Consider the following 22,243-nt stretch of genomic DNA (forward strand, 5'->3'; position numbering starts at 1 on the left):
TTTTATAGTTTCAAAAACCACCGTAAGAATCCCTGTTGATTTGAAACTTTTAAACCCTTGAATTGGTTTTTAAGGGTAGTAAATAATAAATTTATTTTTCTGAAATATAAGACACAATGGTCACGGTAACTGATAAAGCAAAAGATAAAATCTTTGAATTGCGCAAAGAAGAAGGGCGTCCCGACGATAGCCACATCCGGGTGGGTGTGCAGGGTGGCGGTTGCTCAGGCTTGATGTACAACCTCGAATTTGATTCTCAGAAACAACCCACCGATATGGAGTTTGTCGATAAGGGCATCAAAATTGTAGTCGACAAAAAAAGCATTCTGTACTTGGCGGGCACCGTATTGGACTTCTCGGATGGACTCAACGGAAAAGGTTTTCAGTTTGTCAATCCCAACGCCAGCCGTACATGCGGCTGTGGCGAAAGTTTTGCCGTCTAGCTTTTTCTGAATTCAATATCTCTTTCAACAAAAAAGACGTCGAGTAATCGACGTCTTTTTTGTTCCGTTTTGCCCAAATCTGACGCCCTCGCCCAGTCTGATTATCGTCTGACTTTCACCTCTACGCTTCGCCAAAAAGGTTTGTTTCAATAAACTCATTCCTGAACTTTCCATCGGGGTCATGCTTGGCCATCAGGGCTTTGAATTCAGGCAATTTTTCGATTCTCGATTGCAATACCGATGGCTTCAAAGTAAATAGTTTTCCCCAATGCGGCCGTGGATTGAACGGCGCAAGCGCTTCTTCAATCAGCGGCAACAATTGCATTACTTCAGGAATCTCTTGTTTCCAAGTAAAATGAAACGCCACACAAGTCTTTTTATAAAACGGACTCATAAATAAATCATCAGCGGCAATGGCCCGTACTTCCGTAATCATCAAATGAGGCGAGACCTTTTCATTCAATTTTTCAATGGCCATAAAGCCTTCGTAGGCATGCTCAAAAGGCACAAAATACTCAGACTGCAACTCTTTACCGCTGCTGGGGGTAAAGCCCATTTTAAAATGCGGCATCCGCTCATACCACGGGCCTTCTACGCCCATTTGGTCGGTGCAATTGATGGGGTCGAGGGCTTCGATGGGGTGGAGGTTTTTGGTAGCCAAGGTTGCGCCAAAATACGTGGAAGCTGTGTCTTTCATGTCTTCGGCTTTGCTTTTTATCCACACTTCGCTGACGTTCTTTTTGGTCCAATCCGTAAACAAACTCACGCTGTACCCACCCGACATTATCGCCTCAAAGTTTTTTTCCAACTCCGCCATCGGTAAATTTTGGTAAACAACCTGCTTCATTTTGAAGGTCGGTTGCAGGTCAAGTGTCATTATGGTCACAATGCCAATCGCGCCCAAGCCAACCACTGCGGTCAAAAATTCATCTCCGTCTTTGTCGCGCGACAAAGTCACCACTTCACCCTTGCCATTGACCATTTCCATGGCCGAAACCGCCGTGGCTAAACTGCCGTTTTTGATTCCCGAACCGTGCGTAGACGTAGCACACGCCCCCGCCACCGAAATATGCGGCAGCGACGCCAGATTGGGCAAGGCGTAGCCATTGTCATCTAAGTATTTACACAATTCTCCGTACTTGATACCCGCCTCCACCGTCACGGTGTTCTTGTCTTTATCTAACGAAATAATTTTGTTGAATTCTGCCGTGGAAATTTGATTTTCGGTACTGTCCGCAATTTTATTAAAACAGTGTTTGGTTCCTAAAGCCCTTACTTTTTTACAGCTTTTAATGGCTTCTTGCAATTCGGCCACCGTTTTTGGCGTGTGCAAATTGTCGGTGCTGTAAGTCAGGTTACCCGCCCAATTGGTACGGGCTTCGGCTTTTTTACACGAAATTAAGTGATTCAACATGGTCCCAGTAAGTAGCACAGAGGAGGTTTTTAGGAAAGTACGTTTGTTCATGCTAGAGGTTAGGTTAAGGTAGTTCTTGGATAATTATATCCTTATAAGCCACTTCCGCTTTTCCGCCGCCGTGGATTTGCAACCCAATCAGGCCAGATTGCGGAATACTCTCGTCGGGTTCGGTATAATCTACGGTCTGCTGACCATTTAAAAAGATACGGATTCGGCGATTTTCGGCCCGAATTTCAAAGTCATTCCAAGCCCCGGGCTTCAATATTTTTTTAACGAGGGCAGCATCTGGGCCAATCAAGGTTTTATTTCTTCTTGATTCGTCGTACAAACTTGCCCAATAATTATCTCCCAAATCGGCCTGATAACCAATCATTTCGTAGGCGGGATTGGTCAATCGCTTGCTGCGAAACTGTACTCCAGAATTGATAAAACCCTCCGTACCCGACAATTTGAATTTGAGTTTCAAGATAAAATTCGAAAAGCTACGTTGGGTACAAAGAAAGTCATTGTGAGGCACTTTGGTCACGAGCGAGCCACCCACAAGCGCCCCGTTTTCAATCCGCCAAGTAGTGATGGTATCGCCTTCCCAGCCCTTAAAACTTTTACCATCAAACAGCCGAACCGTTTTTTGGGATGGAATCAGAAAAAGGTTAGTAAGGGTAAGGATACCCGCTAGTGAAAAAATCAGGAGATACTTTGCCATGAGAGATGCCTTGTTTTATCTATTGTTTTAAAGGCAATTTGGGCTTTATCTACTTTCCGGAGAGATTGCAACAACTCGCTGTTTCCAAAATCAACAAGATTGCAAAACAAACTCTGCTTTCTTGGCGTAATATCCAGGTTTTAACAACTTTAATGGTAAAACAATGACAGCCATGGTTTTCGATTAAACGGTTGGGAAATTAATACAAACTATCTATACCTTTGCTTAGTAGTCAGTTTCTACGATTTCACCGCCTGAAACCTGCGGTTTATTTCCGAATATCTCCCCTACTTTTTTGCCCAAGGCAAACGCATTTTAAAGCCACGCTCACCAGCGGTTATTGGCAACAATACTCATTTTTCCATGTTTTTTAATTATTGTTTAGCCATGAAAACACATTTCCTTTTAGCGGTATTCTCCCTTTCTTCCCTCTTACTCCGCGCCCAAACCTTGCCCAATCCCATTCTGTTTTGTACCCAAGTGCCTCAACCGTTTGGTTTTGCCACCAGCTTAGAGACCTTTGGCAATCATCAGGCAAGCACCTTTTCGGCCCCGCGAGGCGGCGACCTTTATATTCGCTATCCCGACGGCTCGCTGAAGAATCTGACCCAAACGGCAGGTTACGGGCAAACGGGAATGCAGGGCGCTACGTCTATTGCAGTACGTGACCCATCTGTGCATTGGAGTGGCACCAAAGCAGTGTTCAGCATGGTTATCGGCTCGGCTACGGCCCGTTATCAGGTTCAGAGCTACCGTTGGAAGTTATACGAGATTACGGGGTTAGGTAAAAATGATAACCCTGTGATTACGCTCGTGCCCAACCAACCAGTGGGCTACAACAACATTCAGCCGATTTATGGCACCGACGACCGCATCCTTTTTACGACAGATATGCCCCTCGGCGGGGCTGCGCACCTGTATCCACAGCACGACGAATACGAATCTTCCCCCATTGTGTCGGGGATTTGGCGGCTCGACCCCAATGCTTGTTCGATGACCGACGGGCTCGAAATGTTGACTCATTCGCCATCGGGAGATTTTACGCCAAGCATTGACCACGCTGGGCGCGTCATCTTCACGCGGTGGGACCACCTTCAGCGCGACCAACAGGCCGATGCAGACATCATCGACAACACAGGTTACGGCACTTTTAACTACGCCGACGAAACCGCCAACGCCACCAAATCGTCTATTTTACCCGACGTAGAAATCTTCCCTGAGCCGCGTCCTGGCCGAACCGATTTACTTTCGCTGCCACAGTGGGCCAATACCAATCCCCAAAACTTCAATATTTTCAATCCTTGGATGATGAACGAAGACGGCACCGAAATGGAAATGCTCAACCACTTGGGCCGGCACGAAATGGGGAATTATATGACCCAAAATTTTACCAATGACCCCAATCTACACGATTTCTACACGCCTATCAGTCCGACGCCGATTCGGGCGATGTTTCATATTCGCGAATCCCCCGTCACGCCCGGTCTTTATTACGGAATCGAAGCCCCCGAGTTTGGAACACACGCCTCAGGAATGGTGGTAAAAGTAAACGCACCGCCCGGAATGCACCCCGAACAAATTACTTTTACCTACGTTACGCACCCAGACACGCGCTCTCCCGACGAAACACCGAGCGCAAACCACAGCGGTATGTATCGCACTCCCCTGCCGCTTTCGGATGGACAGGTCATTGTATCGCACTCACACGCAACAGATTACGATGAAAACATAGGCTCTCCTGGCACTCCGCTCAGCAAATACGATTATCGCATTCGTCTTTTGGAAGCCACTGGCAGCTATTTTAAAGCCTCGGCCACGGCTTTGACGGGAGCGGGCATCACCAAAACCGTATCTTGGTGGAGCCCCGATGAGTTATTGACGTATTCAGGAGTACTTTGGGAAACCTACCCAGTAGAAGTAAAAGTTACCCCTCGTCCAACAACGCCTACCCTCCATTTGCAAACCGTTGCCCCTTCTGAGCAGGCACTTTTTGCGGCGGCGGGCGTGAATTTGCACGATTTTCAAAAATTTCTCCGTCGCAATAACCTATCCGTCCTTGCCATCCGTGACGTGACCAGCCGGGACGACGCCGACCAACAACAACCGTTTAATTTAAAGGTGTCGGGCAGCGCCCACCAAACCATCAATCCAATCAGCCCCTCCCCTGTTTATGAAGTAAAACACCTCCAATTTTTACAAAACGATTTGTTGCGCGGTATCGGCGGAATGGCAACACCCAAACCCGGGCGAAGAGGCATTGCCAAGTTTTTGCATGACCCCACGTCCGTAGTTTACAATCCGCCAACCACCGGTGCCCAAGGCAGTGCCAATATCCATCCCGACGGCTCCGCCGCCATGATTGTACCCGCCAAACGCGCCCTGACTTGGCAACTAACCGACGTCAACAATAGGGGAATTGTACGGGAACGGTTATGGATAAGCACCAAAGCAGGTGAAGTACGAACTTGCACGTCCTGTCACGGCGAAAGCACGTTGAACCAAGCTGGCTCACCCTCACCCGCCAATGCCCCGCAGGCTTTGACTACCCTACTGAATTACGTAAAAGGAATCGACCGCGACAACGACGGCATCAAAGACATTTACGATGCTTTTCCTACCGACGCGGCACGGCATATTGCTGAGCCTGTAAATGAGCAGTTTGTTGCCAGCTTAACCCATTGGATTAACCAAAACCTTGACAACGATGCCGTTGTGTGGACTACGGAAAGTAACACCTGTCATGCCAACGCTGCCGTAATCAATAACCGAGCCGCCGATAATACTGGAAAGGTAGACCGACTCAAACGTTTTGTTGATCTTTCCAACATGGATTCTGCCAGCCTTACTTTTGAAGTAGCCTATGCCCGTTATGATGCTGTAAAATTCGATAAACTTAGGGTTTGGGGCATTTCGTGCGACGGAACCCAACAACTTCTTTATGATAAATCAGGAAGTACGCTGGCCACCGCTCCCGACCAAACAGGGCTTTTTACCCCTGCAGATTGCAGCCAATGGCGCAAAGAAACGATTAATCTATCAGCCTATGCTGGAAAAACCCTAGAGTTGGTCTTTGAGGATGTGGGCGGATGGGGCAATCGGCTGTTTTTGGACAACATTCTCATTCAGGAAACGGGCGTTTCTCCTCCCTGCCCCGATACACGCCTTGTGTTAGGAACCATCACCACTGGAAAATACGACGCAGCTACAACAATTGTCACTCAAAACGGTGGGCCAACAACGGTTTCAACTAGCACAAATGTACTGTTCAACGCGGGAAAATCGGTCACTCTTCAACCGGGTTTTGAAGCGCAAAAGGGCAGTATTTTTAAAGCATATATTGACGGATGCGGTTATTAAATGTTAAATCATCCCCGAAAGCGGGCAGAAAGTACTCCCAGTGATGGATTATTAAATGATTGTTAAAATTTACACGTTTCCAAATGAGCCTCACTACCACTCATTTAGGTCATTCTTTCATTTATTATGTTTAATTAGGAAGTAAGTCCCTTCAAAAAATCAAAACCGTTGCTTTGCTAAGGGTTAAGTGCCAACTGCTTACTACCAAATCGTGAAACATTTAACATTTTTTACGTGGAACAGTTTGGCAGAGTCCGAATAAAGATGGATATTTGAAGGCGGTAAACCTAACAACAATGGGCAAGATTATAGCAATAGCCAACCAAAAAGGTGGCGTCGGTAAAACGACCACTGCCATCAACCTGGCAGCAAGTTTAGCAGTACTGGATTTTAAAACCTTAATCGTAGACGCTGACCCTCAGGCCAACTCTACGTCGGGCTTGGGTTTTAACCCCAAAGAAATCGAATACAGCATTTACGAATGTATGGTAGAAGGCGTCATTCCTCAAGAAGCCATCGTAGAAACCAACTTCGAGAATCTGTACCTTTTGCCTTCTCATATCGACCTTGTAGGAGCGGAGATTGAAATGATTAATCTCAAAAACCGCGAGGAAAAAATGAAGGAAGCTTTGTGGCCCATCAAAGAAGACTACGATTTTGTCATCATTGACTGCTCTCCCTCACTGGGTTTGATTACCATCAACAGCCTCACGGCCGCCGATTCGGTGATTGTACCCGTACAGTGCGAATATTTTGCGTTGGAAGGTCTGGGTAAATTGCTCAATACTATTAAAATTATCCAAACCCGACTCAATACCAATTTGGCCATCGAAGGCATTCTACTGACCATGTATGACATGCGCGTACGCCTTTCTAACCAAGTCGTCAATGAGGTGACAGCGCATTTCAAACACATGGTTTTCAATACTATCATCCCCCGGAATATCCGTCTCAGTGAATCTCCGAGCTACGGTGTTCCTACCATTGCGCAGGATTCCGACAGCAAGGGCGCGGTCAGTTATCTCAACCTTGCCCGCGAAATTTTAAGTAAGAATGGGCTGCTTGAACAGGACGAACAAACCGTACGAAAAGCCAATTAATTTCCTAGCGGGCTGTTTTGTTCCGCATTATTGGCATAAGTAACAGGTTTACAAAAAGTTACGTCTTTCATTCAACCCAACATTCATAAAAAATCTTCTACACATGGAAAATATTGGAAAAGCGGCTCCTAAAAAAATGACAGGACTCGGACGTGGTTTGGGTGCATTACTCCATGACAGCGATAACGTCAACCGTTCAACTCGTCCTCTGCCCTACGACAATGTGAGCATGATGAGCGAAATTCACGTTGAGCAGATAGATGTAAACCCTTTTCAACCTCGTACGCGTTTTGATGAAGAAGCCCTCAATGAACTAGCGGAATCTATTCGTATTCAGGGTATTATCCAACCCATCACCGTACGTCAGATTGGCCGAGACCGCTACCAGTTGATTTCGGGAGAGCGACGTTTGCAGGCTTCAAAGCTAGCAGGTCTGACCCACATTCCTTCGTACATCCGGACGGCCAACGACCAGCAAATGCTGGAAATGGCCTTGATTGAAAACATACAACGCGAAAACCTCAACGCCATCGAAATTGCCCTGAGTTATCAGCGACTGATCTCTGATTGTGGTCTCAAGCAAGACGAATTGGGTGAGCGCGTCGGCAAAAACCGTACAACGGTCAACAATTACATTCGTTTGCTCAAACTCCCGCCCATGATTCAGGCCGCCCTGCGCGACGACCAAATCACGATGGGCCACGCCCGAGCCATCATCAACATTGACAATCCAGACGTACAGCTTAAACTGTTTCGTAAAACCATCGAAGAAGCTTGGTCGGTACGCAAAGTAGAAGATGCCGTGCGGAGTCTCCAGATGGAAACGCCCGACCCTAACTCCCACGACCGTCGCCCGAGTGTGGTAAAGCAGGAAATGCGGTCGTTGCAGTTTAAACTTTCTTCGTATTTTGGTTCAAAGGTTTCTATTAAAACCGACGACAAACAAAAAGGAGAAATAAAAATCCCTTTTACTTCGCAGGATGAGTTGGAACGGATTTTAAAGGTTTTAAAATTTGAATCGTGATACGGTCGGGATTATTGATCATTTGCTGGTGTGTGGTGGGGTTGTCAGGAGTAATGAGCCAGCAAGTTAAAACAGACTCCCTGCAAAAGCGCTTTGCCCGTTTGGCAACACTTGCCGATACCCTGCGCCCTGATTCACTCAAAAACGCTCAGGGACTGAAAGATACCCTGGCCAAAATCGTGGCCCCAGCCAAGCCTGCTGCCAAGCACAGCCCCCGTAAAGCCGCTATGTATTCGCTCGTGGTGCCAAGCCTTGGACAGGCGTACAACAAACAGTATTGGAAAATGCCTTTTGTGTACGCGGGTTTCGGAACGGTCATTTATTTTATCCGTTATTTCAATATTCGGTACCACGACTATCTAACGCCCTACATTGACAGTTATAATCCTGTAACAGGCGCGGCATTACGGACAGAAGCACCTGTATATATTCGGGGTCAAAAAATAACGCGTACCCTAACGATTGAGCAGATTACGAAAGGGAAAGATTTTTATCGTCGCTACCGGGATTTGAATTTTGTGATGCTAACGGCCGTTTGGGCGCTTAACATCATCGAAGCCAACGTAGCGGCTCACTTAAAAACCTTTGATATGTCGGAAGATATATCGTTTCGAGTTCAGCCCGATGCTGGCTATAATTCATTTACGGGGGGCATCATCGGGGCTAAAATAGTGATACCGATTAAATAATAATTTGCTGATTGCTCATTCATTCACCTTTAACGCATACCAGTGCTTTGGCACAAAATAAATTTTCAAATTAATGAATATTCTTCTTCTGGGCTACGGCAAAATGGGCAAAGTAATCGAACAAATCGCCCTGAGTCGCGGTCACCAAATTGTCGGAAAAATTGACGTTACCAATCGCCACGAGCTGGATACTTTCAGCCGAGACAATGTAGATGCCGTCATTGAATTTAGCGCCCCCGAAGCCGCCTACGAAAACCTCAAATGGTGCATGAACAAAGGCTTGCCCACCGTATGCGGCACCACGGGTTGGCTGGATCACCGCGCCGAAATCGAACAACTTTGCCAAGCGCACGGAGCCGCTTTTTTCTACGCCTCCAATTACAGCATCGGCGTCAACTTGTTTTTTAGATTGAACAAGTACTTGGCCAAGCTCATTGCGCCCTATCCACAGTATAGCGTTCATACCACCGAAATTCACCATATCCATAAGCTAGACGCGCCCAGTGGCACAGCCATTACGCTCGCCGAAGGCCTGATAGAGCACCTCGCGGCCAAAACGGAATGGGCCAATCAGGCCGATGTTGCCGAAAATCAAATCCCGATTGTATCTTTGCGCGAAGGTGAAGTGCCTGGCACTCACGTTATCCGCTATGACTCTGCCGTTGATAGCATCGAGATTCAACACGTGGCCCATAGCCGTCAAGGATTTGCTTTAGGGGCCGTCGTCGCCGCTGAATGGCTCTCCCCTCGCAAGGGAGTCTACGGCATGGACGATTTACTCGGCGAAGACTAAGTTTTTCATTCACCAAATTTGCATTCAATACTACCGGAAATGTCAAAACCCAACCCCAAAAAATCTGCCTTTAGAGAGTGGCTTGATTCCATTGTTTTTGCCGTCGTGGCAGCTACCTTAATCCGTTGGTTATTTTTAGAAGCCTACACCATTCCTTCGTCTTCGATGGAGAAGAGCCTGTTGATTGGCGACTTCCTCTTTGTGAGTAAACTGCATTACGGTGCCCGCACCCCGGGAACGCCCTTGCAAGTGCCACTGACCCACCAAACCATCTGGGGAACTAATATTCCGTCTTTTTCGACCCTGATTCAACTTCCAATGTACCGCCTGCCGGGCTTTTCGGACGTAAAACGCAACGATGTGGTGGTATTCAACTATCCCGGCGACCCCGATGAGCCGTTTGAAGATCCCGCACAGGGCAACGGCGGCTACAAAGCATTCCCTGTTGATTTGCGTACCAACTTCATCAAACGCTGTATTGCCGTCGGTGGCGACTTGGTTGATATTAAAGGCGCCGATGTGTACGTGAACGGCAAACCCGCCGAAGTTCCCGCTAAAGCGCAGTTTTACTACCGCATGTGGTCTACGGACTTATTGGATGACCGTTTCTTTGAAAATGAAGACATTCAGGATTACAGCTCGTACCCCAGCGATTCTTTGGCTCCCAACAAATTTTTATACCAGATTCGCACGACCCCACAAATTGTGGAAGGTTTGTTGAAACACCCATTTATTAAGGACGTAAAACACGAATATCGCTATGCCCCTACAAGCACCGAAATGGGGCTATTTCCAGCGGGTGCCAAGCAAAATCCTGACTTTTGGGGCCCGATTCAAGTTCCCAAAGCAGGCCTGACCATTCAACTCGACTCGGCTAATGTGTCAAAATATGGCCATGTGATTAAGTTCTTTGACCACAATGACGCCTCAAAAGTAGTCGTGGACAAAAACTCCATCAGCATCGACGGCAAAGCCATCACAAGTTATACTTTCAAGCAGGATTATTACTTTATGATGGGCGATAACCGCTATGAATCCGCAGATTCACGCTTTTGGGGCTTTGTGCCCGCCGATCACATCGTCGGCAAAGCGGTCTTTATCTGGATGTCCATTGACCCCAATCCAAAGTCAATTCTCAACAAAATTCGTTGGAATCGTTTGTTTAGAATCATTGATTAAGACTTTCTGTTTGTACGAAGAGCCGCAACGTGTTGCGGCTCTTTTTTATGCCGTACATTGGGTTGTAAGCAACCCAAACGTTGGTTTTGAGAAACCAGCTCCACGGCCAACAATGCAACGTTTGTGTAGAAGGGCGAATCGCCGATACGATTCTTACAACCTAAAATTTTTCTAATCTTTACTTTGGAAGGGAGGTCGTTGGGGAAAACGCACCAACAATGGCAAAAGATAACGGCAACAGGGTCAGGGATGCACCAACCAGATAAAATCAGTATATATGTTCGAAAAAATCAACCAGCTATGAATGCACTGTTAAGTCGTATTACAATCAACCCCGATATATGTCACGGAAAACCAACTATTCGTAACAAACGCTATCCTGTAGAGCTCATTTTAGATTTACTCTCGGCAGGAAGCACTCACCGGGAAATACTGGATGATTATCCCTCTCTGGAAAACGACGATATTTTAGCATGTCTGACTTACGCAGCTAAACTTTCAAAAGTCAAAAGCATCCAAAAAGTATTGGTATGAAGTTTTTGGTAGATGCACAATTGTTGGATTTGTTTCGCAAGAATTTTCAGCAGATTGTGGGACTTTTTGGCTATTGCAATTTTGTAGAAATGGACAATATTGAACTCATTGCTCACGAATGAGTTGATAAAAGGAATTTTGAAGGCTGTAAAACAGATGGTTTGGCAATTACCGTGCTATATATAAATACTCTTTTTATATTACATTCTGGGTGGCCTTCGGAAGACCCCGCACAACGGATGTTTTTGAAAGCCAAAACAAAGGAGTTTGGAAGGCTATAAAGCAGATGGTTTGACAATCACCGTGTTACAAACACTATGTTTATTTTTGGCTCAGAGTGGCCTCGAACAACGGAGGGTTAGGGTCGGGGTTGTCTTTCAGAACATCCCAAATAACGGAGGAGATGATGATTTACTGAGTTTAGGCATCTACAAAAACACTACCATTGTAAGTATGGCACAATTTATCCAACTCCTTGCACTACTTTGAGATTGAACTATCGATGAGCACATCACCTATAGATTTATTTTCTACTTCTGTTATTTTATTGTCATCAACCCAGATATAGCTTAGGTCTAAGTAATTAAAATTCATTTCATTAATTGTAAAAGGATTTTTCACTAACCAGTGCTCGGTAACATTTGAATATGATGGATAGATTGAGGTGATAAACACACCAGTTACGGCATTATAAGATTGATTTGAATTTTTGCAAAAAACTCCATCGAGGCTTGTCTGAAAATATTGATTTTTTTCATTTCTTTTTTCAAATTCCTGATTCCTAAAACTTCCAAATAAAGCATTATATACATCTTCCGTATAAGTTTGTTTGATACTTAATGAGTTAATACAAATAATATATGGTCTATCCAATATTCCATATCGGTTTGCTTTTTCTTTTATTGCATATTTTATAGCTTCTTCGCATCCACCTGCATAACCACCTCCTAATGGTGAAATTATAGGCTTATCTAAATCAAAATCAACTTTCCATAATGTTATTGAGACCTTTATATCTTCATCTTGATAGATAATTTCTCGCTCATAACGACCTAATGATGGATGAAGATTTAAAGCATAAAAGTCTCCATTGTCATCTATAAACTTCTGAAAGTAATCTCTAATTTTCCGTAACCTTGCTTGCTTATTTGAAAGAAAATTTATTTGTCTAACACTTATACCATATCGCTTAGAACTAATAAGGTTTAAAGCATCCAATACTGCATTTTGCTTATTTTTTAGTAATCTTACTTCATTAGATTCATCGAAAGAAACTGTTGCTTCTAAGTAAATTTCAAAATCGCCTTTCTTTGCCAAAAAATCTGGGTTTTTAGTTGAATTCGGTACAGTTGGGTGAGTAATTAATGTAAAACCTTGTTGGTAAAATAATTCATGGATAAATAACTCAAAAAAAGCTGGTTCAAACTGGCTTTGCAAATCACGTTTCAATTGTTTTTTCCCTGCATCAGGGTATCTGTCAAACCAAGTATTTAGCCTTTCGCGTACTAAGATAAATTCATTAATAGCTGATTCATCATAAAATTCATAACTATTATGCTGGTAATCTGCATATTTAAAGTTGTTTCTGTCTTTATCTTCAAAAAGTTTTTCCATAGTTTAATTACTTAATAATTTTTCGATGGTTTGCGTTTAAACGCAAACCATCGAAACTTAGCGTTTTTAACACCAATCTACTTCAACTTCTCCTGAAACAACTTCAGAATGCGTTTATATTCATCCATCCAACTGGTTGGCTCCACAAAACCATGGTCTTCCATTGGGTAGGAAGCCATTTCCCAATTGTCTTTTTTCAGCTCAATCAAGCGCTGTACCAAACGGTATGAATCCTGAATATGCACGTTAACATCGACCATGCCATGACAAATTAATAAATGATCTTTCAATCCTGCCGCGTGATAAATAGGCGAGCTGCGACGATACGCCAATGAATCCGTAGCGGGTTCGTTGAGGATATTGGCCGTATAAGGATGATTGTAGGCCGCCCAGTCGGTCACGGGACGCAAAGCAGCTCCTGCTTTGAAAACGCCTGGCTTGGTAAACATGGCCATCAAAGTGATAAAACCACCGTAAGAACCACCGTAAATACCGATGCGGTTAGCGTCAATTCCGTGTTTTTCAACCAAGAATTTTGCCCCGTCAACGTTATCGTCCAAATCTTTTCCGCCCATAAATCGATAAATCCCCGTGCGTACATCGCGGCCATAGCCCGCCGACGCGCGGTAATCCATGTCGAGCACGGTATAGCCCAAATCCACCAACAGGTTATGAAACATATACTCTCTGAAATATTGACTCCACCATTTATGGGCATTTTGAAGGTAACCTGCCCCATGAACAAACACCACCGCCGCTCCATTTTTCTTTTTGGGAACGTACAAACGGGCGTAAATATCGACCCCATCACTGGCCTTTACGGTCACAATTTGGGGTTCGCGCCACTGATACGAGCTAAACTCAGGGGAAAGTGATTTCGTAAGTTGCGTAGCCGTAGCGTTGGGCTGCGCCTCCTGAAGGTACAATTCCCAGGGTTTTGTGGCAGAAGAATATCGAATCAACAACTTCGACTCATCGGGCGAAAGCGTGGCATCATTGGCTCCCACCATGCCCGTCAGCTTGGTACGCTCCCCGCCCGTAACGGCCATTTTATAGAAATGCTGCTCACCAGGATGTACTTCATTTGACTGAAAATAGATGGTTTTCTTATCTTTTGAAAGCTGCGCTTGCTGCACCTCAAACTTCCCCGACGTGAGGGTTTTGCGCTCACCTGTGCGTATATTAACCGAGTACAAATGCGAATAGCCCGTGGCTTCGGAATGAAAAATAATGGTCTCGTTGTCGATCCATTCCAACCAAAAACTACCCGGGCCACCCACCCATGCTTCGTCGCGCAGGTGGTCAAGGACTTTAAATTTAGCGGTTTCGGGGTCGAGAGAAGCAATCCAACGGTCTTTATTGTCTTGTGAACGCATCATGGCAACCACATACTTGCCATCTTCCGACCACCGAACGTTGATAAACTGCACTTTGCGGGCGGCGGCTTTTTTAGATGTATCGGCTTTGTATTCTTTCAGGTATTCAGGTTTTACGTTGATACCCGTCAGGTCTTTGGTCGATGCTTCAAGTACGGTATCTTTCTTAATGTTGTAGATAAACAACTGAGAGTTGTTTTGGGAAGCGCCCACTTTCGTGCGGGCGGGCAGGTTTTCGGTGTAGCCAGATTCGGTTACATAACTCGGCACAACGGTTGATTTGGCGCCACTCCCCCCTTTGGTCGAACGGTAAGTGATAAACTCCGCCGTGGGAGACAAGAGGATATTATCCAAGATAGCATCGTTGGTATAAATTTCTTTCGGGCGTTTCGGTTGGTTTGATTTTGTAATTTTATCCGCTTCCTTTTTCTTATCATCCCGCTCTTTCAAAACCTCAAACAATGCCAATTGGTCTTTTTTCAGCCACTTATCCTGCTCGTTTGCGGCCGCGTCGGCTTTCTTTGTTCCCGGCAAAAAATTTGTTAGTTGAATCAACTCTCCCGTGAGTAAATGTTGCGAAAACAAGTTTTGTCCGCGTCTAAAAATAGCTTTGCTGCCATCGGCGCTAAACGTAACGTTTGATTCTGCGTCTACGGTATTGGTCAGCTGCCGGGTTTGGCCAGTTTTCACGTCAATCCAATAAATATCCCCATTTTTTATGAATAATTTTTGGGTGAAAGCACGGTTATAATCGCCCGATGCTGTCGGCAGCAAACTGCGCTCCAGCGGCGTTACTTTACGGGTTTGCTTAGTTGACAGTTCGCACACGTAGAGTGAGTCCCCCGTGTTTTTTTCAGGATTCCAGTTAAAGAAAATTTTGGTGCCGTCTTCGCTCCAGTAGGGATTGGAAGGAGCGACGCCCATCCATTTGGGGTCGCGCATGATTTTTTCCACCGAAAGCGGCGCAAGGGTCTGGGCTTTGAGCGCGACGTTTAGGGTACAAAAAAAGGCAAGAAACAGGTGGGTTCGCCAAAGGTAAAAGTATCGCATAAGTAAGTAAAATGAAGTGTTTATGTTTGAAAATACAATTTAAAAATCAAAACAAATAAATACCGCCCACAAAACGATGGAATGAGGACGTAGCCTTGGTTTAAAGAGATAAAAGTAGTTAAAATCGCATCTTTTGCCGATATTTCCCCCTTTATTTCCTGATAATTATCATTTTTTCAAACCATTACAGCGCCTACAATTGCGCCAAACCAAACGGCCCACCCCATGCGCCCAAAAATCAGCTACGTTTCTCCGCAAGAGGCTCTTTCGTGTGTTCAATCTGGCCATCGAGTCTTTGTTCATGGAAGTGCACAAACACCTTCGTTTCTTTTAAAACACCTTGCTCAGGAAGCCCCTCGTTTACAAGATGTTGAGGTTGTTTCTATCACCGTTTACGGCAATGTATACATTGATAAACCCGAATTCCAGGGTCATTTTCACATCAATTCACTTTTTGTTTCGGAGAGCATTCGCAAGGCCGTCAATGAAGGGCGTGCCGATTATGTTCCCGTGTTTTTAAGTGAAATCCCAGAGTTGTTTAATCAAGGAATTTTGCCCCTTGACGTTGCCTTGGTGCACGTGTCGGTACCCGACCAACACGGCTACTGCTCGTTGGGACTTTCGGTCGACATTGCCCGCTCGGCTGTCAACAACGCCCGTTACGTCATTGCTCAGGTAAACCCCAACGTTCCGCGTACGCAGGGCGACGGCATGATTCACGCCAGTAAATTTCACGCGATGGTTTATTGTGAAGATGCCCTCCACGAAGCCAATTTCAGCAGTTCAGTTTCAGAAAGTGACCAAAAAATCGGGCAATACGTTGCCGAATTGATTGAAGACGGTAGCACCCTCCAAATGGGTATTGGCTCCATTCCTAATGCGGTTTTGCAGTGTCTATATAACCACAAAAATCTGGGCGTACACACCGAAATGTTCAGCGATGGGCTGATTGATTTGTTCGACAAAGATGTTATCAACAATCGATTTAAGGTAATCATGCCCAACAAAACCGTCACGGGTTTTGCCTTAGGCACCAAGCGTCTGTATGATTATGTCAATGACAATCCTGCGTTTTCGTTTCTTGACATTGATTTTGTAAACGACCCGTATATTATCAAACAAAACCCCAAAGTGGTGGCCATCAACAGCGCCGTAGAAGTCGATGTAACGGGACAAATCTGTTCCGACTCGATTGGAACGTACCAATATTCGGGCGTGGGCGGCCAAATGGATTTTATGCGCGGAGCCGCCCTTAGCCAAGGCGGGAAACCCATCATTGCGCTTCCCTCCCGCACCCAAAAAGGTATTTCACGGATTGTGCCTTACCTTAAGCAGGGTGCTGGGGTAGTCACCACCCGCGCCCACGCGCACTATATCATTACTGAATACGGGGTAGCGTATTTGTTCGGAAAAAACCTCCGGCAACGTGCCAAAGCCCTCATCAACATAGCCCACCCCGACGACCGTGAAGACATTGAACGCCAATGCTTTGAACGATTTAAAACGTTGTAAATAATGAATTACTATAATACAAAAGCAGCGCCAACCGTGTCCGATTGGCGCTGCTTTGATGTATATAAGAAATGTTGTTAAATGTCAGAATAGTCGGTTGGATAAAAGAATCGGGTGTCATTCTTAGAAACATTTTTTTGGTATTCGGGCATCGCCGCAAGTTTTTTCCAGTAAGCATCGGCACTGAATGCTTTCCAATGCTCATCGCGGGAAGCGCGGTTTTCAAAAGTGGTGAGGTACATCAGATTGGGCATCCGACTACCCGATACGACTTCGGCATAAAACACCGCGTTAAAGCCAAGACGCTTGAAGAGACCAATTTCGTCGCCGTCGTTAAACATCTTTATTTTGTTCTTAGATATTTTTTCGGTGTGGCCTTCGTAACTCCTTAATTCATAGACTCTTTCTTTGGGCGCAGAAGTGAGTTGGGGCATGGTAAATTGCAGGCTTTTATCAAACGCATTCAATAAAATTGATTCAATTCTATCATACGGCGGCTCACTGAATACCGCGTCGTGGTAGGCTTTACCGTCGTTCCAATACGCCTTATCTTTCGCCAGTTTTTGTTCTAATGTAAAAAAATCATCGCGTGAGCGGAAAGGGATAAAAACATAGATAAGTTTTTCGTCGGTCGGCTTGGCCGTTTCGGGGTTGACGATAGGTTTAAAAACCCCCACTTTACTGATACCGATTCGATGCAGGGCGGGCAAGTACGCGTCTTTTAAAAACGCATCTACCTTTTTCTCCTGCTCTTCCGTTTTGAGGTGATAAATTTTAATTTGGTAAAAATCCCGTTTTGCAGCGTTCGCCGAAATACCAAAACTCAGAAAACACACTGCCAACAACAATGGCATAAATAACTTAGACATACAGAAAATGATTTTTGGGGGTTACGTTGTAATTTGGGTCAAAGTAACGGCTAGTTTTTCAGTAAAGCCACTGTCAAAAGCATCTCCCCTAACTCATAATTTTCGAAGCTGTCGCTACATGCGTTATTCCGAATAAATGATAGAATTACGAAGGAAATTCCATTTCATTCTCAGCAAAACTGCACAAACCGCCCAGCAACTCGCTCAGTTTTTCGCCCGTTTCGGTCAAGGTATATTCTACCCGAGCCGGAACTTCGCCCAAGTGATTGTTTCTAACAATGAGTTTATATTGTTCAAGAAGCTTGAGGCGGTCAGCCAAAATATTGTCGCTGATGTGCTTTAAATCCTCTTTCAGGCTTGAAAATCGGCTGTTGCCTTCTTCAATGCTAAACATAACCTCCGTTAGCCACCTTTTGCTCAGAAGATGAATCAGCTCATTGAGCGCACATTTATCTTCCAAAAACGTCTGATTATAATAATTGGTAGAGCTTAACTTTCTCATCGCTATCACTAACTTTTTAAGGAGTTGTTCAATATTACCTAAACTATTGTTCAAAGTTAGATTTAAACGTTCATTTGTAAACTGATTTTTATCGAAAATAGTAAATAAAAACGGCAACCTACCTGTATACATGTTTTGTTATTAATACTATTTCTATGAACTATCGAAAAATTGGCACCTCAAACAAACAAAATCAAGCAGGTCTTGATGTATCCGTGATTACCTTTGGCGCTTGGGCCGCTGGAGGATGGATGTGGGGCGGAACTGAGCGAAACGAAGCCGTAAAGGCCATCAGAGCATCTTACGACGTGGGCGTCACTTCCATTGACACCGCTCCTATTTATGGGCAAGGGCTCAGCGAAGAAATCGTGGGCGAAGCCATCAAGGGTATTCCGCGCGACAAAGTACAAATCCTCACAAAATTTGGGATGCGCTGGGACTTGGCGAAGGGAGATTTTGCCATGCACAGCAAAAAAAACGACGGTCAAGCCATTGATATTTACCGGTATGCGGACAAAGAGAGCATTGTCAAAGAATGTGAAGACAGCCTGCAACGCTTGGGCACCGATTATATTGACCTGTATCAAATTCACTGGCCAGACACCACAACACCCATCGGTGAAACCATGGAGGCCGTTTCGCGGTTAATAGATCAAGGAAAAGTGCGCTACGCGGGTGTTTGCAATTACAACGCCGACCAAATGCGCGAAGCCGAAAAGTTCATCCCTCTTGCTTCCAACCAAGTGCCTTACAGCATGGTGAAAAGAGACATTGAAAAGCAAACGGTTCCGTATTGCATCGAACACGGAAAAGCCATTTTGGCCTACAGCCCGTTGGAACGTGGATTATTGACTGGAAAAATGAAACCCGGCCACCAATTTGCGGCCGACGACCACCGAGCAAAGCTGTTTTTTTACAAGGATGAAAATCTCAAACGGGTTGATGCATTTTTGGATAAAATCAAACCTCTGGCCGATGATAAAAAAGCAACGATTGGACAATTGGTGCTGCGTTGGACCGTCGAGCAACCGGGCATTACCATTGCGTTGGTCGGGGCGCGTGACGCCAAACAAGCGCTCGAAAATGCCGCCGCCATGGACATCCATTTGAGTAATGAAGAAATTAATTTTATCACTGGGCATTTAAACCACCTCGAATTGGTTCAATAACAAAGGAGGAAGGAGAATCCACGGCCCTATTCTATTTTTAACATTTCAACCTATCGTTTTTTTATTCATTTTCATTTTATGACGAACAACAAAACCTTACTCAAAAAGAGCCTTCCCGTTGCGTTGACAGGCTTGATTTTAACCGCTTCCGTTGCTTTGATGAGCAATAGCGGTATCACGGAGGGTACAAATTCTGTACAACAAATAACCGAAGCCAACTTGAAAGTAGACACCGTTGCCAGAGGGTTGACCATGCCATGGGCAACCGCTTTTCTGCCCAACGGCGACTTGCTAGTGACCGAGCGCGTCGGCAAATTACGTCTGGTGAAAAATGGTGTTTTGGACCCGCAAGAAATTACTGGCTTGCCATCCATTCTTTACAAAGGACAAGGCGGCTTGCTCGACGTAGCGTTGCATCCCGATTATGCTGCAAACGGCTGGATTTATATTAGTTATTCATCACCCAAAGCAGCAGGTGAAGAAGGCGACGAGGGCGGCGCAAATACTGCATTGCTGCGCGCCAAGCTGAAAGACCACGCCCTAACCGATATTCAGTACCTGTTTAAAGCCCTCCCTAACGTAAAAGCCAATGTACACTTTGGTGGCCGCATTGTGTTTGACAAAAAAGGCTATGTGTTTTTGTCGCTCGGCGAACGCGGACAAAAAGAAAACTCACAAAATCTGAGCAAAGACCAAGGAAAAGTGGTCCGCCTGCACGAAGACGGAAAAATCCCTACCGACAATCCATTCGTAAAAACCGCTGGTGCACGTCCCGAAATCTGGACCTATGGCCACCGCAATCCCCAAGGAATGACGATTCACCCCACCACGGGCGTTATTTGGGAGCACGAACATGGTCCGCAAGGAGGTGATGAGCTGAATATCGTAGAGCGGGGCAAAAACTACGGCTGGCCTGTGATAACGTTCGGGATTGACTACGACAACAGCATTATCTCCAAAGATACCGCCAAAGTAGGTATGGAGCAACCCGTTACGTACTGGAAGCCTTCGATTGCGCCGTGTGGAATGACGTTTATCACGAGCGATAAATTCAAAGAATGGAAAGGCGACCTGATTGTTGGCTCACTTAAATTTGCGTACCTCCAACACCTCGTGGTAAAAGGCAACAAAGTAGTAAGCCGCGAAATCATGTTCGAAAAACTCGGACGCGTACGTGACGTGCGCCAAGGACCCGACGGCAATATCTACGTAGTGCTTGAAAACTCAGGCAAAATCGTTAGAATCAGCCCCAAAGCGTAAATCGTTTTTATTAGCATAACTTACTTAGAAATAATGATTTGAGCAGTTATGTTAACCCCATAACTGCTCAAATTGTGTTTGATGAATTATCCATACTTACCACTTTTTCGCATGAAACTGTTAGTCATTTTTTGTTCAGGCATCTTTTTTTGTTCTGCCACCTTCCCCCATCAGGACGAAGCACTTACCAAAAGCATGGAACGGGGAAAAGTGATTTACGCTGAAAACTGTATTACGTGCCACATGGGCGCAGGAGAAGGCGTTGCGGGAGCTTTCCCACCACTTGCCAAAGCCGATTATTTGGTCAAAACCCCCGAGAAAGCCATTGCAGCCATTAAATTCGGTCTGTCGGAAAAAATCACCGTCAACGGTGTTGCCTACGAAGGAATGATGCCCAATCCGGGGTTAGACAATGAAGAAATTGCGGATGTGATGAATTACATTCAAAATTCATGGGGCAATACCTCCAACAAAAAACTCGTAACGGCAAAGATGGTTGAGGAAGTAAAACCGAAAAAGTAACACTACCGCCAATAACTAAAAAACGGATAGCATCTCTCAAATGCTATCCGTTTTTTTAGTTATTGGCCCCTTTGCTGCCGTTTGGTCGATGTAGGGAATGTGTACGTAAAAAACAGACACTTGGGGCTTTGAGTGGTCTTGTTGAGACGGACAGTCGAAACGCGTAATCGCACGGATTTCTATGGTTTAAGCAATCGTGCGAGTATAATTTTTGTCATATTTTTGCTGGTGATGTACCACCGAGCAGATTCGATGGATGAGTTTGTTGCGAACAGCATTCAAGACTGACATTTTGTTCTTGCCTTCGGCAACTTTTCGCAAATAATAGTCTTGGATTTCACCTTTGACTCGAATGGCGGACATCGCTCCTAAATGAAAGAGGCTTTTTAAGCGTTTTCGGGCATGGTGGTTAACCTTGGTTTTTCCTCTAATGCTACTGCCCGATTGATATTCAAAAGGGGCAACCCCTGCATGACAGTCGGACGGCCGATGCCGCTAATTTTTTGGGATCAGTAATGGCAGTAAATTCGTTAGTGGCGATAATTACCTCAGAAGCAGTAGCTGATCCTACTCCTGGTACAGAAGTAATTAGTTCAAAAAGTTCTTTTAAATGTGGGTCTTTGTCTATCAAATTTTTAAGCGGGTCGCCGCTGCGATTGTTTTTCAATCTTATCAATATCAAGATTGATGGCTTTTAGTGAAGCCTGACAGGTTTTGGTAAGCTGCTTTTGCAATGAAGGGCTTACGAATTCCTGCTGTTCCTCTAAAGGTTGTTGCAGTTGCTGACGGGCTATTAAAAGTCTCTGACGAACCGCGCTCAGAGCTGCTAATTGTTGAATAACCTGACGAGGAGGCTGCCATAGACGAGTTTTATCTTTAAATCGGAAGGCGTATTCAGCTATACGAACGGCATCAATACTATCAGTTTTGCCGCGCTGTAAGCCGCCTGCCCGTTTAATTTGCAATCGGACGGCCGACGCCGCTGTTTTCTAACCAGATGGGAAAATGCATTTGATATAAATAAGCCAGTAAATGAGCATTGCGGTCCGCCGCTCATATCTTTGAAGTTCATTGAAATTGTTGGAAAAAGTACAATTTTGGGGTAGTTGTTTGACAGGGGTGAACAGCAG

At 45.1% G+C, this 22,243-nt stretch carries 21 protein-coding genes and 1 pseudogene; 13 read left to right on the top strand and 9 right to left on the bottom strand.

Translation table 11 applies throughout. The annotated features are described in order from the left end of the window. Window positions 1-116: 116 nt before the first annotated feature. Window positions 117-443 carry an iron-sulfur cluster assembly accessory protein gene (locus tag GVN20_RS28035; protein WP_114069641.1) on the top strand — a complete coding sequence of 109 codons (327 nt, stop codon included), beginning with the start codon at window positions 117-119 and terminating at the stop codon, window positions 441-443. A gap of 121 nt (window positions 444-564) precedes the next feature. Here GVN20_RS28035 and GVN20_RS28040 read toward each other — a convergent pair whose 3' ends face one another. Both GVN20_RS28040 and GVN20_RS28045 read right to left on the bottom strand, forming a co-directional pair. After that, complete coding sequence (locus tag GVN20_RS28040) at window positions 565-1,908, bottom strand: FAD-binding protein (protein ID WP_166561517.1); 1,344 nt, start codon at window positions 1,906-1,908, stop codon at window positions 565-567. A gap of 13 nt (window positions 1,909-1,921) precedes the next feature. After that, on the bottom strand, window positions 1,922-2,563 hold the full coding sequence (locus GVN20_RS28045; RefSeq protein WP_166561518.1) for a DUF1080 domain-containing protein: 642 nt from the start codon (window positions 2,561-2,563) through the stop codon (window positions 1,922-1,924). A gap of 387 nt (window positions 2,564-2,950) precedes the next feature. Between GVN20_RS28045 and GVN20_RS28050 the strand changes: the two genes are divergently transcribed. The 8 genes from GVN20_RS28050 (at window position 2,951) to GVN20_RS29975 (ending at window position 11,361) form a co-directional block, all read left to right on the top strand. After that, complete coding sequence (locus tag GVN20_RS28050) at window positions 2,951-5,920, top strand: 3-coathanger stack domain-containing protein (protein ID WP_166561519.1); 2,970 nt, start codon at window positions 2,951-2,953, stop codon at window positions 5,918-5,920. Between the two features lie 296 nt (window positions 5,921-6,216). Continuing rightward, a complete protein-coding gene (locus GVN20_RS28055; RefSeq protein ID WP_114069637.1) occupies window positions 6,217-7,020 on the top strand; it encodes a ParA family protein in 804 nt (267 codons plus the stop codon). 103 nt (window positions 7,021-7,123) lie between these two features. Beyond that, on the top strand, window positions 7,124-8,044 hold the full coding sequence (locus GVN20_RS28060; RefSeq protein ID WP_166561520.1) for a ParB/RepB/Spo0J family partition protein: 921 nt from the start codon (window positions 7,124-7,126) through the stop codon (window positions 8,042-8,044). A 53-nt stretch (window positions 8,045-8,097) separates the two neighbouring features. Next, window positions 8,098-8,733, top strand: a complete 636-nt coding sequence (locus GVN20_RS28065; protein WP_166561521.1) for a DUF5683 domain-containing protein — start codon at window positions 8,098-8,100, stop codon at window positions 8,731-8,733. 73 nt (window positions 8,734-8,806) lie between these two features. Beyond that, window positions 8,807-9,526 (top strand): 4-hydroxy-tetrahydrodipicolinate reductase, encoded by a 720-nt coding sequence (gene dapB, locus GVN20_RS28070; protein WP_166561522.1) that lies wholly within the window; start codon window positions 8,807-8,809, stop codon window positions 9,524-9,526. Between the two features lie 39 nt (window positions 9,527-9,565). Beyond that, window positions 9,566-10,705 carry a signal peptidase I gene (gene lepB, locus GVN20_RS28075; RefSeq protein ID WP_166561523.1) on the top strand — a complete coding sequence of 380 codons (1,140 nt, stop codon included), beginning with the start codon at window positions 9,566-9,568 and terminating at the stop codon, window positions 10,703-10,705. 300 nt (window positions 10,706-11,005) lie between these two features. Then, window positions 11,006-11,239 (top strand): DUF433 domain-containing protein, encoded by a 234-nt coding sequence (locus tag GVN20_RS28080; RefSeq protein WP_166561524.1) that lies wholly within the window; start codon window positions 11,006-11,008, stop codon window positions 11,237-11,239. Beyond that, window positions 11,236-11,361, top strand: coding sequence for a hypothetical protein (locus GVN20_RS29975; RefSeq protein WP_255455474.1), 126 nt, complete (start codon window positions 11,236-11,238; stop codon window positions 11,359-11,361). Before GVN20_RS28080 ends, GVN20_RS29975 begins: the two co-directional genes overlap by 4 nt. Window positions 11,362-11,719: 358 nt before the next feature. Here the strand turns inward: GVN20_RS29975 and GVN20_RS28085 are convergent, their stop codons facing one another. Beyond that, window positions 11,720-12,853, bottom strand: a complete 1,134-nt coding sequence (locus GVN20_RS28085; protein ID WP_166561525.1) for a hypothetical protein — start codon at window positions 12,851-12,853, stop codon at window positions 11,720-11,722. A gap of 77 nt (window positions 12,854-12,930) precedes the next feature. After that, on the bottom strand, window positions 12,931-15,279 hold the full coding sequence (locus GVN20_RS28090) for a prolyl oligopeptidase family serine peptidase (RefSeq protein WP_166561526.1): 2,349 nt from the start codon (window positions 15,277-15,279) through the stop codon (window positions 12,931-12,933). A gap of 225 nt (window positions 15,280-15,504) precedes the next feature. Here GVN20_RS28090 and GVN20_RS28095 point away from each other — a divergent pair, with 225 nt between their 5' ends. After that, on the top strand, window positions 15,505-16,791 hold the full coding sequence (locus GVN20_RS28095; protein WP_166561527.1) for an acetyl-CoA hydrolase/transferase family protein: 1,287 nt from the start codon (window positions 15,505-15,507) through the stop codon (window positions 16,789-16,791). Window positions 16,792-16,868: 77 nt separating this feature from the next. Here GVN20_RS28095 and GVN20_RS28100 read toward each other — a convergent pair whose 3' ends face one another. Both GVN20_RS28100 and GVN20_RS28105 read right to left on the bottom strand, forming a co-directional pair. Further along, a complete protein-coding gene (locus tag GVN20_RS28100; protein ID WP_166561528.1) occupies window positions 16,869-17,660 on the bottom strand; it encodes an NIPSNAP family protein in 792 nt (263 codons plus the stop codon). A gap of 145 nt (window positions 17,661-17,805) precedes the next feature. Then, complete coding sequence (locus tag GVN20_RS28105; protein ID WP_166561529.1) at window positions 17,806-18,162, bottom strand: helix-turn-helix domain-containing protein; 357 nt, start codon at window positions 18,160-18,162, stop codon at window positions 17,806-17,808. A 155-nt stretch (window positions 18,163-18,317) separates the two neighbouring features. Here GVN20_RS28105 and GVN20_RS28110 point away from each other — a divergent pair, with 155 nt between their 5' ends. The 3 genes from GVN20_RS28110 to GVN20_RS28120 all read left to right on the top strand — a co-directional run bounded on the left by GVN20_RS28110 (window position 18,318) and on the right by GVN20_RS28120 (window position 21,113). Next, window positions 18,318-19,331 carry an aldo/keto reductase gene (locus GVN20_RS28110; protein ID WP_166561530.1) on the top strand — a complete coding sequence of 338 codons (1,014 nt, stop codon included), beginning with the start codon at window positions 18,318-18,320 and terminating at the stop codon, window positions 19,329-19,331. A 78-nt stretch (window positions 19,332-19,409) separates the two neighbouring features. Further along, window positions 19,410-20,591 (top strand): PQQ-dependent sugar dehydrogenase, encoded by a 1,182-nt coding sequence (locus GVN20_RS28115; RefSeq protein WP_166561531.1) that lies wholly within the window; start codon window positions 19,410-19,412, stop codon window positions 20,589-20,591. Window positions 20,592-20,702: 111 nt separating this feature from the next. Then, window positions 20,703-21,113: a cytochrome c gene (locus GVN20_RS28120; protein ID WP_166561532.1), complete on the top strand. Its 411-nt coding sequence runs from the start codon at window positions 20,703-20,705 to the stop codon at window positions 21,111-21,113. A 186-nt stretch (window positions 21,114-21,299) separates the two neighbouring features. Here the strand turns inward: GVN20_RS28120 and GVN20_RS30210 are convergent. The 3 genes and pseudogenes from GVN20_RS30210 to GVN20_RS28135 form a co-directional block, all read right to left on the bottom strand. Next, window positions 21,300-21,575, bottom strand: a pseudogene (locus GVN20_RS30210) (transposase); the annotation flags it as partial. Continuing rightward, entirely contained in the window at window positions 21,565-21,795 is a 231-nt protein-coding gene (locus GVN20_RS30215; protein ID WP_409033852.1) for a transposase, read from the bottom strand. The pseudogene GVN20_RS30210 and the gene GVN20_RS30215, both read right to left, overlap by 11 nt. Further along, a complete protein-coding gene (locus tag GVN20_RS28135) occupies window positions 21,749-22,078 on the bottom strand; it encodes a transposase (RefSeq protein ID WP_166561534.1) in 330 nt (109 codons plus the stop codon). The genes GVN20_RS30215 and GVN20_RS28135 overlap by 47 nt, the downstream gene beginning before the upstream one ends. Between the last annotated feature and the right edge of the window lie 165 nt (window positions 22,079-22,243).

It is taken from the genome of Runella sp. CRIBMP (assembly GCF_009905605.1).
Lineage (GTDB): Bacteria > Bacteroidota > Bacteroidia > Cytophagales > Spirosomataceae > Runella.

What these genes read in the sequence shown, in the direction of transcription:
- GVN20_RS28105 (WP_166561529.1), bottom strand. Translation starts at nt 18,162, where the DNA reads ATGAGAAAGTTAAGCTCTACCAATTATTATAATCAGACGTTTTTGGAA.
- GVN20_RS28100 (WP_166561528.1), bottom strand. Translation starts at nt 17,660, where the DNA reads ATGTCTAAGTTATTTATGCCATTGTTGTTGGCAGTGTGTTTTCTGAGT.
- GVN20_RS28080 (WP_166561524.1), top strand. Translation starts at nt 11,006, where the DNA reads ATGAATGCACTGTTAAGTCGTATTACAATCAACCCCGATATATGTCAC.
- GVN20_RS28090 (WP_166561526.1), bottom strand. Translation starts at nt 15,279, where the DNA reads ATGCGATACTTTTACCTTTGGCGAACCCACCTGTTTCTTGCCTTTTTT.
- GVN20_RS28035 (WP_114069641.1), top strand. Translation starts at nt 117, where the DNA reads ATGGTCACGGTAACTGATAAAGCAAAAGATAAAATCTTTGAATTGCGC.
- GVN20_RS28060 (WP_166561520.1), top strand. Translation starts at nt 7,124, where the DNA reads ATGGAAAATATTGGAAAAGCGGCTCCTAAAAAAATGACAGGACTCGGA.
- dapB (WP_166561522.1), top strand. Translation starts at nt 8,807, where the DNA reads ATGAATATTCTTCTTCTGGGCTACGGCAAAATGGGCAAAGTAATCGAA.
- GVN20_RS28120 (WP_166561532.1), top strand. Translation starts at nt 20,703, where the DNA reads ATGAAACTGTTAGTCATTTTTTGTTCAGGCATCTTTTTTTGTTCTGCC.
- GVN20_RS28040 (WP_166561517.1), bottom strand. Translation starts at nt 1,908, where the DNA reads ATGAACAAACGTACTTTCCTAAAAACCTCCTCTGTGCTACTTACTGGG.
- GVN20_RS28110 (WP_166561530.1), top strand. Translation starts at nt 18,318, where the DNA reads ATGAACTATCGAAAAATTGGCACCTCAAACAAACAAAATCAAGCAGGT.
- GVN20_RS28065 (WP_166561521.1), top strand. Translation starts at nt 8,098, where the DNA reads ATGAGCCAGCAAGTTAAAACAGACTCCCTGCAAAAGCGCTTTGCCCGT.
- GVN20_RS28055 (WP_114069637.1), top strand. Translation starts at nt 6,217, where the DNA reads ATGGGCAAGATTATAGCAATAGCCAACCAAAAAGGTGGCGTCGGTAAA.
- GVN20_RS28050 (WP_166561519.1), top strand. Translation starts at nt 2,951, where the DNA reads ATGAAAACACATTTCCTTTTAGCGGTATTCTCCCTTTCTTCCCTCTTA.
- GVN20_RS28085 (WP_166561525.1), bottom strand. Translation starts at nt 12,853, where the DNA reads ATGGAAAAACTTTTTGAAGATAAAGACAGAAACAACTTTAAATATGCA.
- GVN20_RS28045 (WP_166561518.1), bottom strand. Translation starts at nt 2,563, where the DNA reads ATGGCAAAGTATCTCCTGATTTTTTCACTAGCGGGTATCCTTACCCTT.
- GVN20_RS29975 (WP_255455474.1), top strand. Translation starts at nt 11,236, where the DNA reads ATGAAGTTTTTGGTAGATGCACAATTGTTGGATTTGTTTCGCAAGAAT.
- GVN20_RS28095 (WP_166561527.1), top strand. Translation starts at nt 15,505, where the DNA reads ATGCGCCCAAAAATCAGCTACGTTTCTCCGCAAGAGGCTCTTTCGTGT.
- lepB (WP_166561523.1), top strand. Translation starts at nt 9,566, where the DNA reads ATGTCAAAACCCAACCCCAAAAAATCTGCCTTTAGAGAGTGGCTTGAT.
- GVN20_RS28115 (WP_166561531.1), top strand. Translation starts at nt 19,410, where the DNA reads ATGACGAACAACAAAACCTTACTCAAAAAGAGCCTTCCCGTTGCGTTG.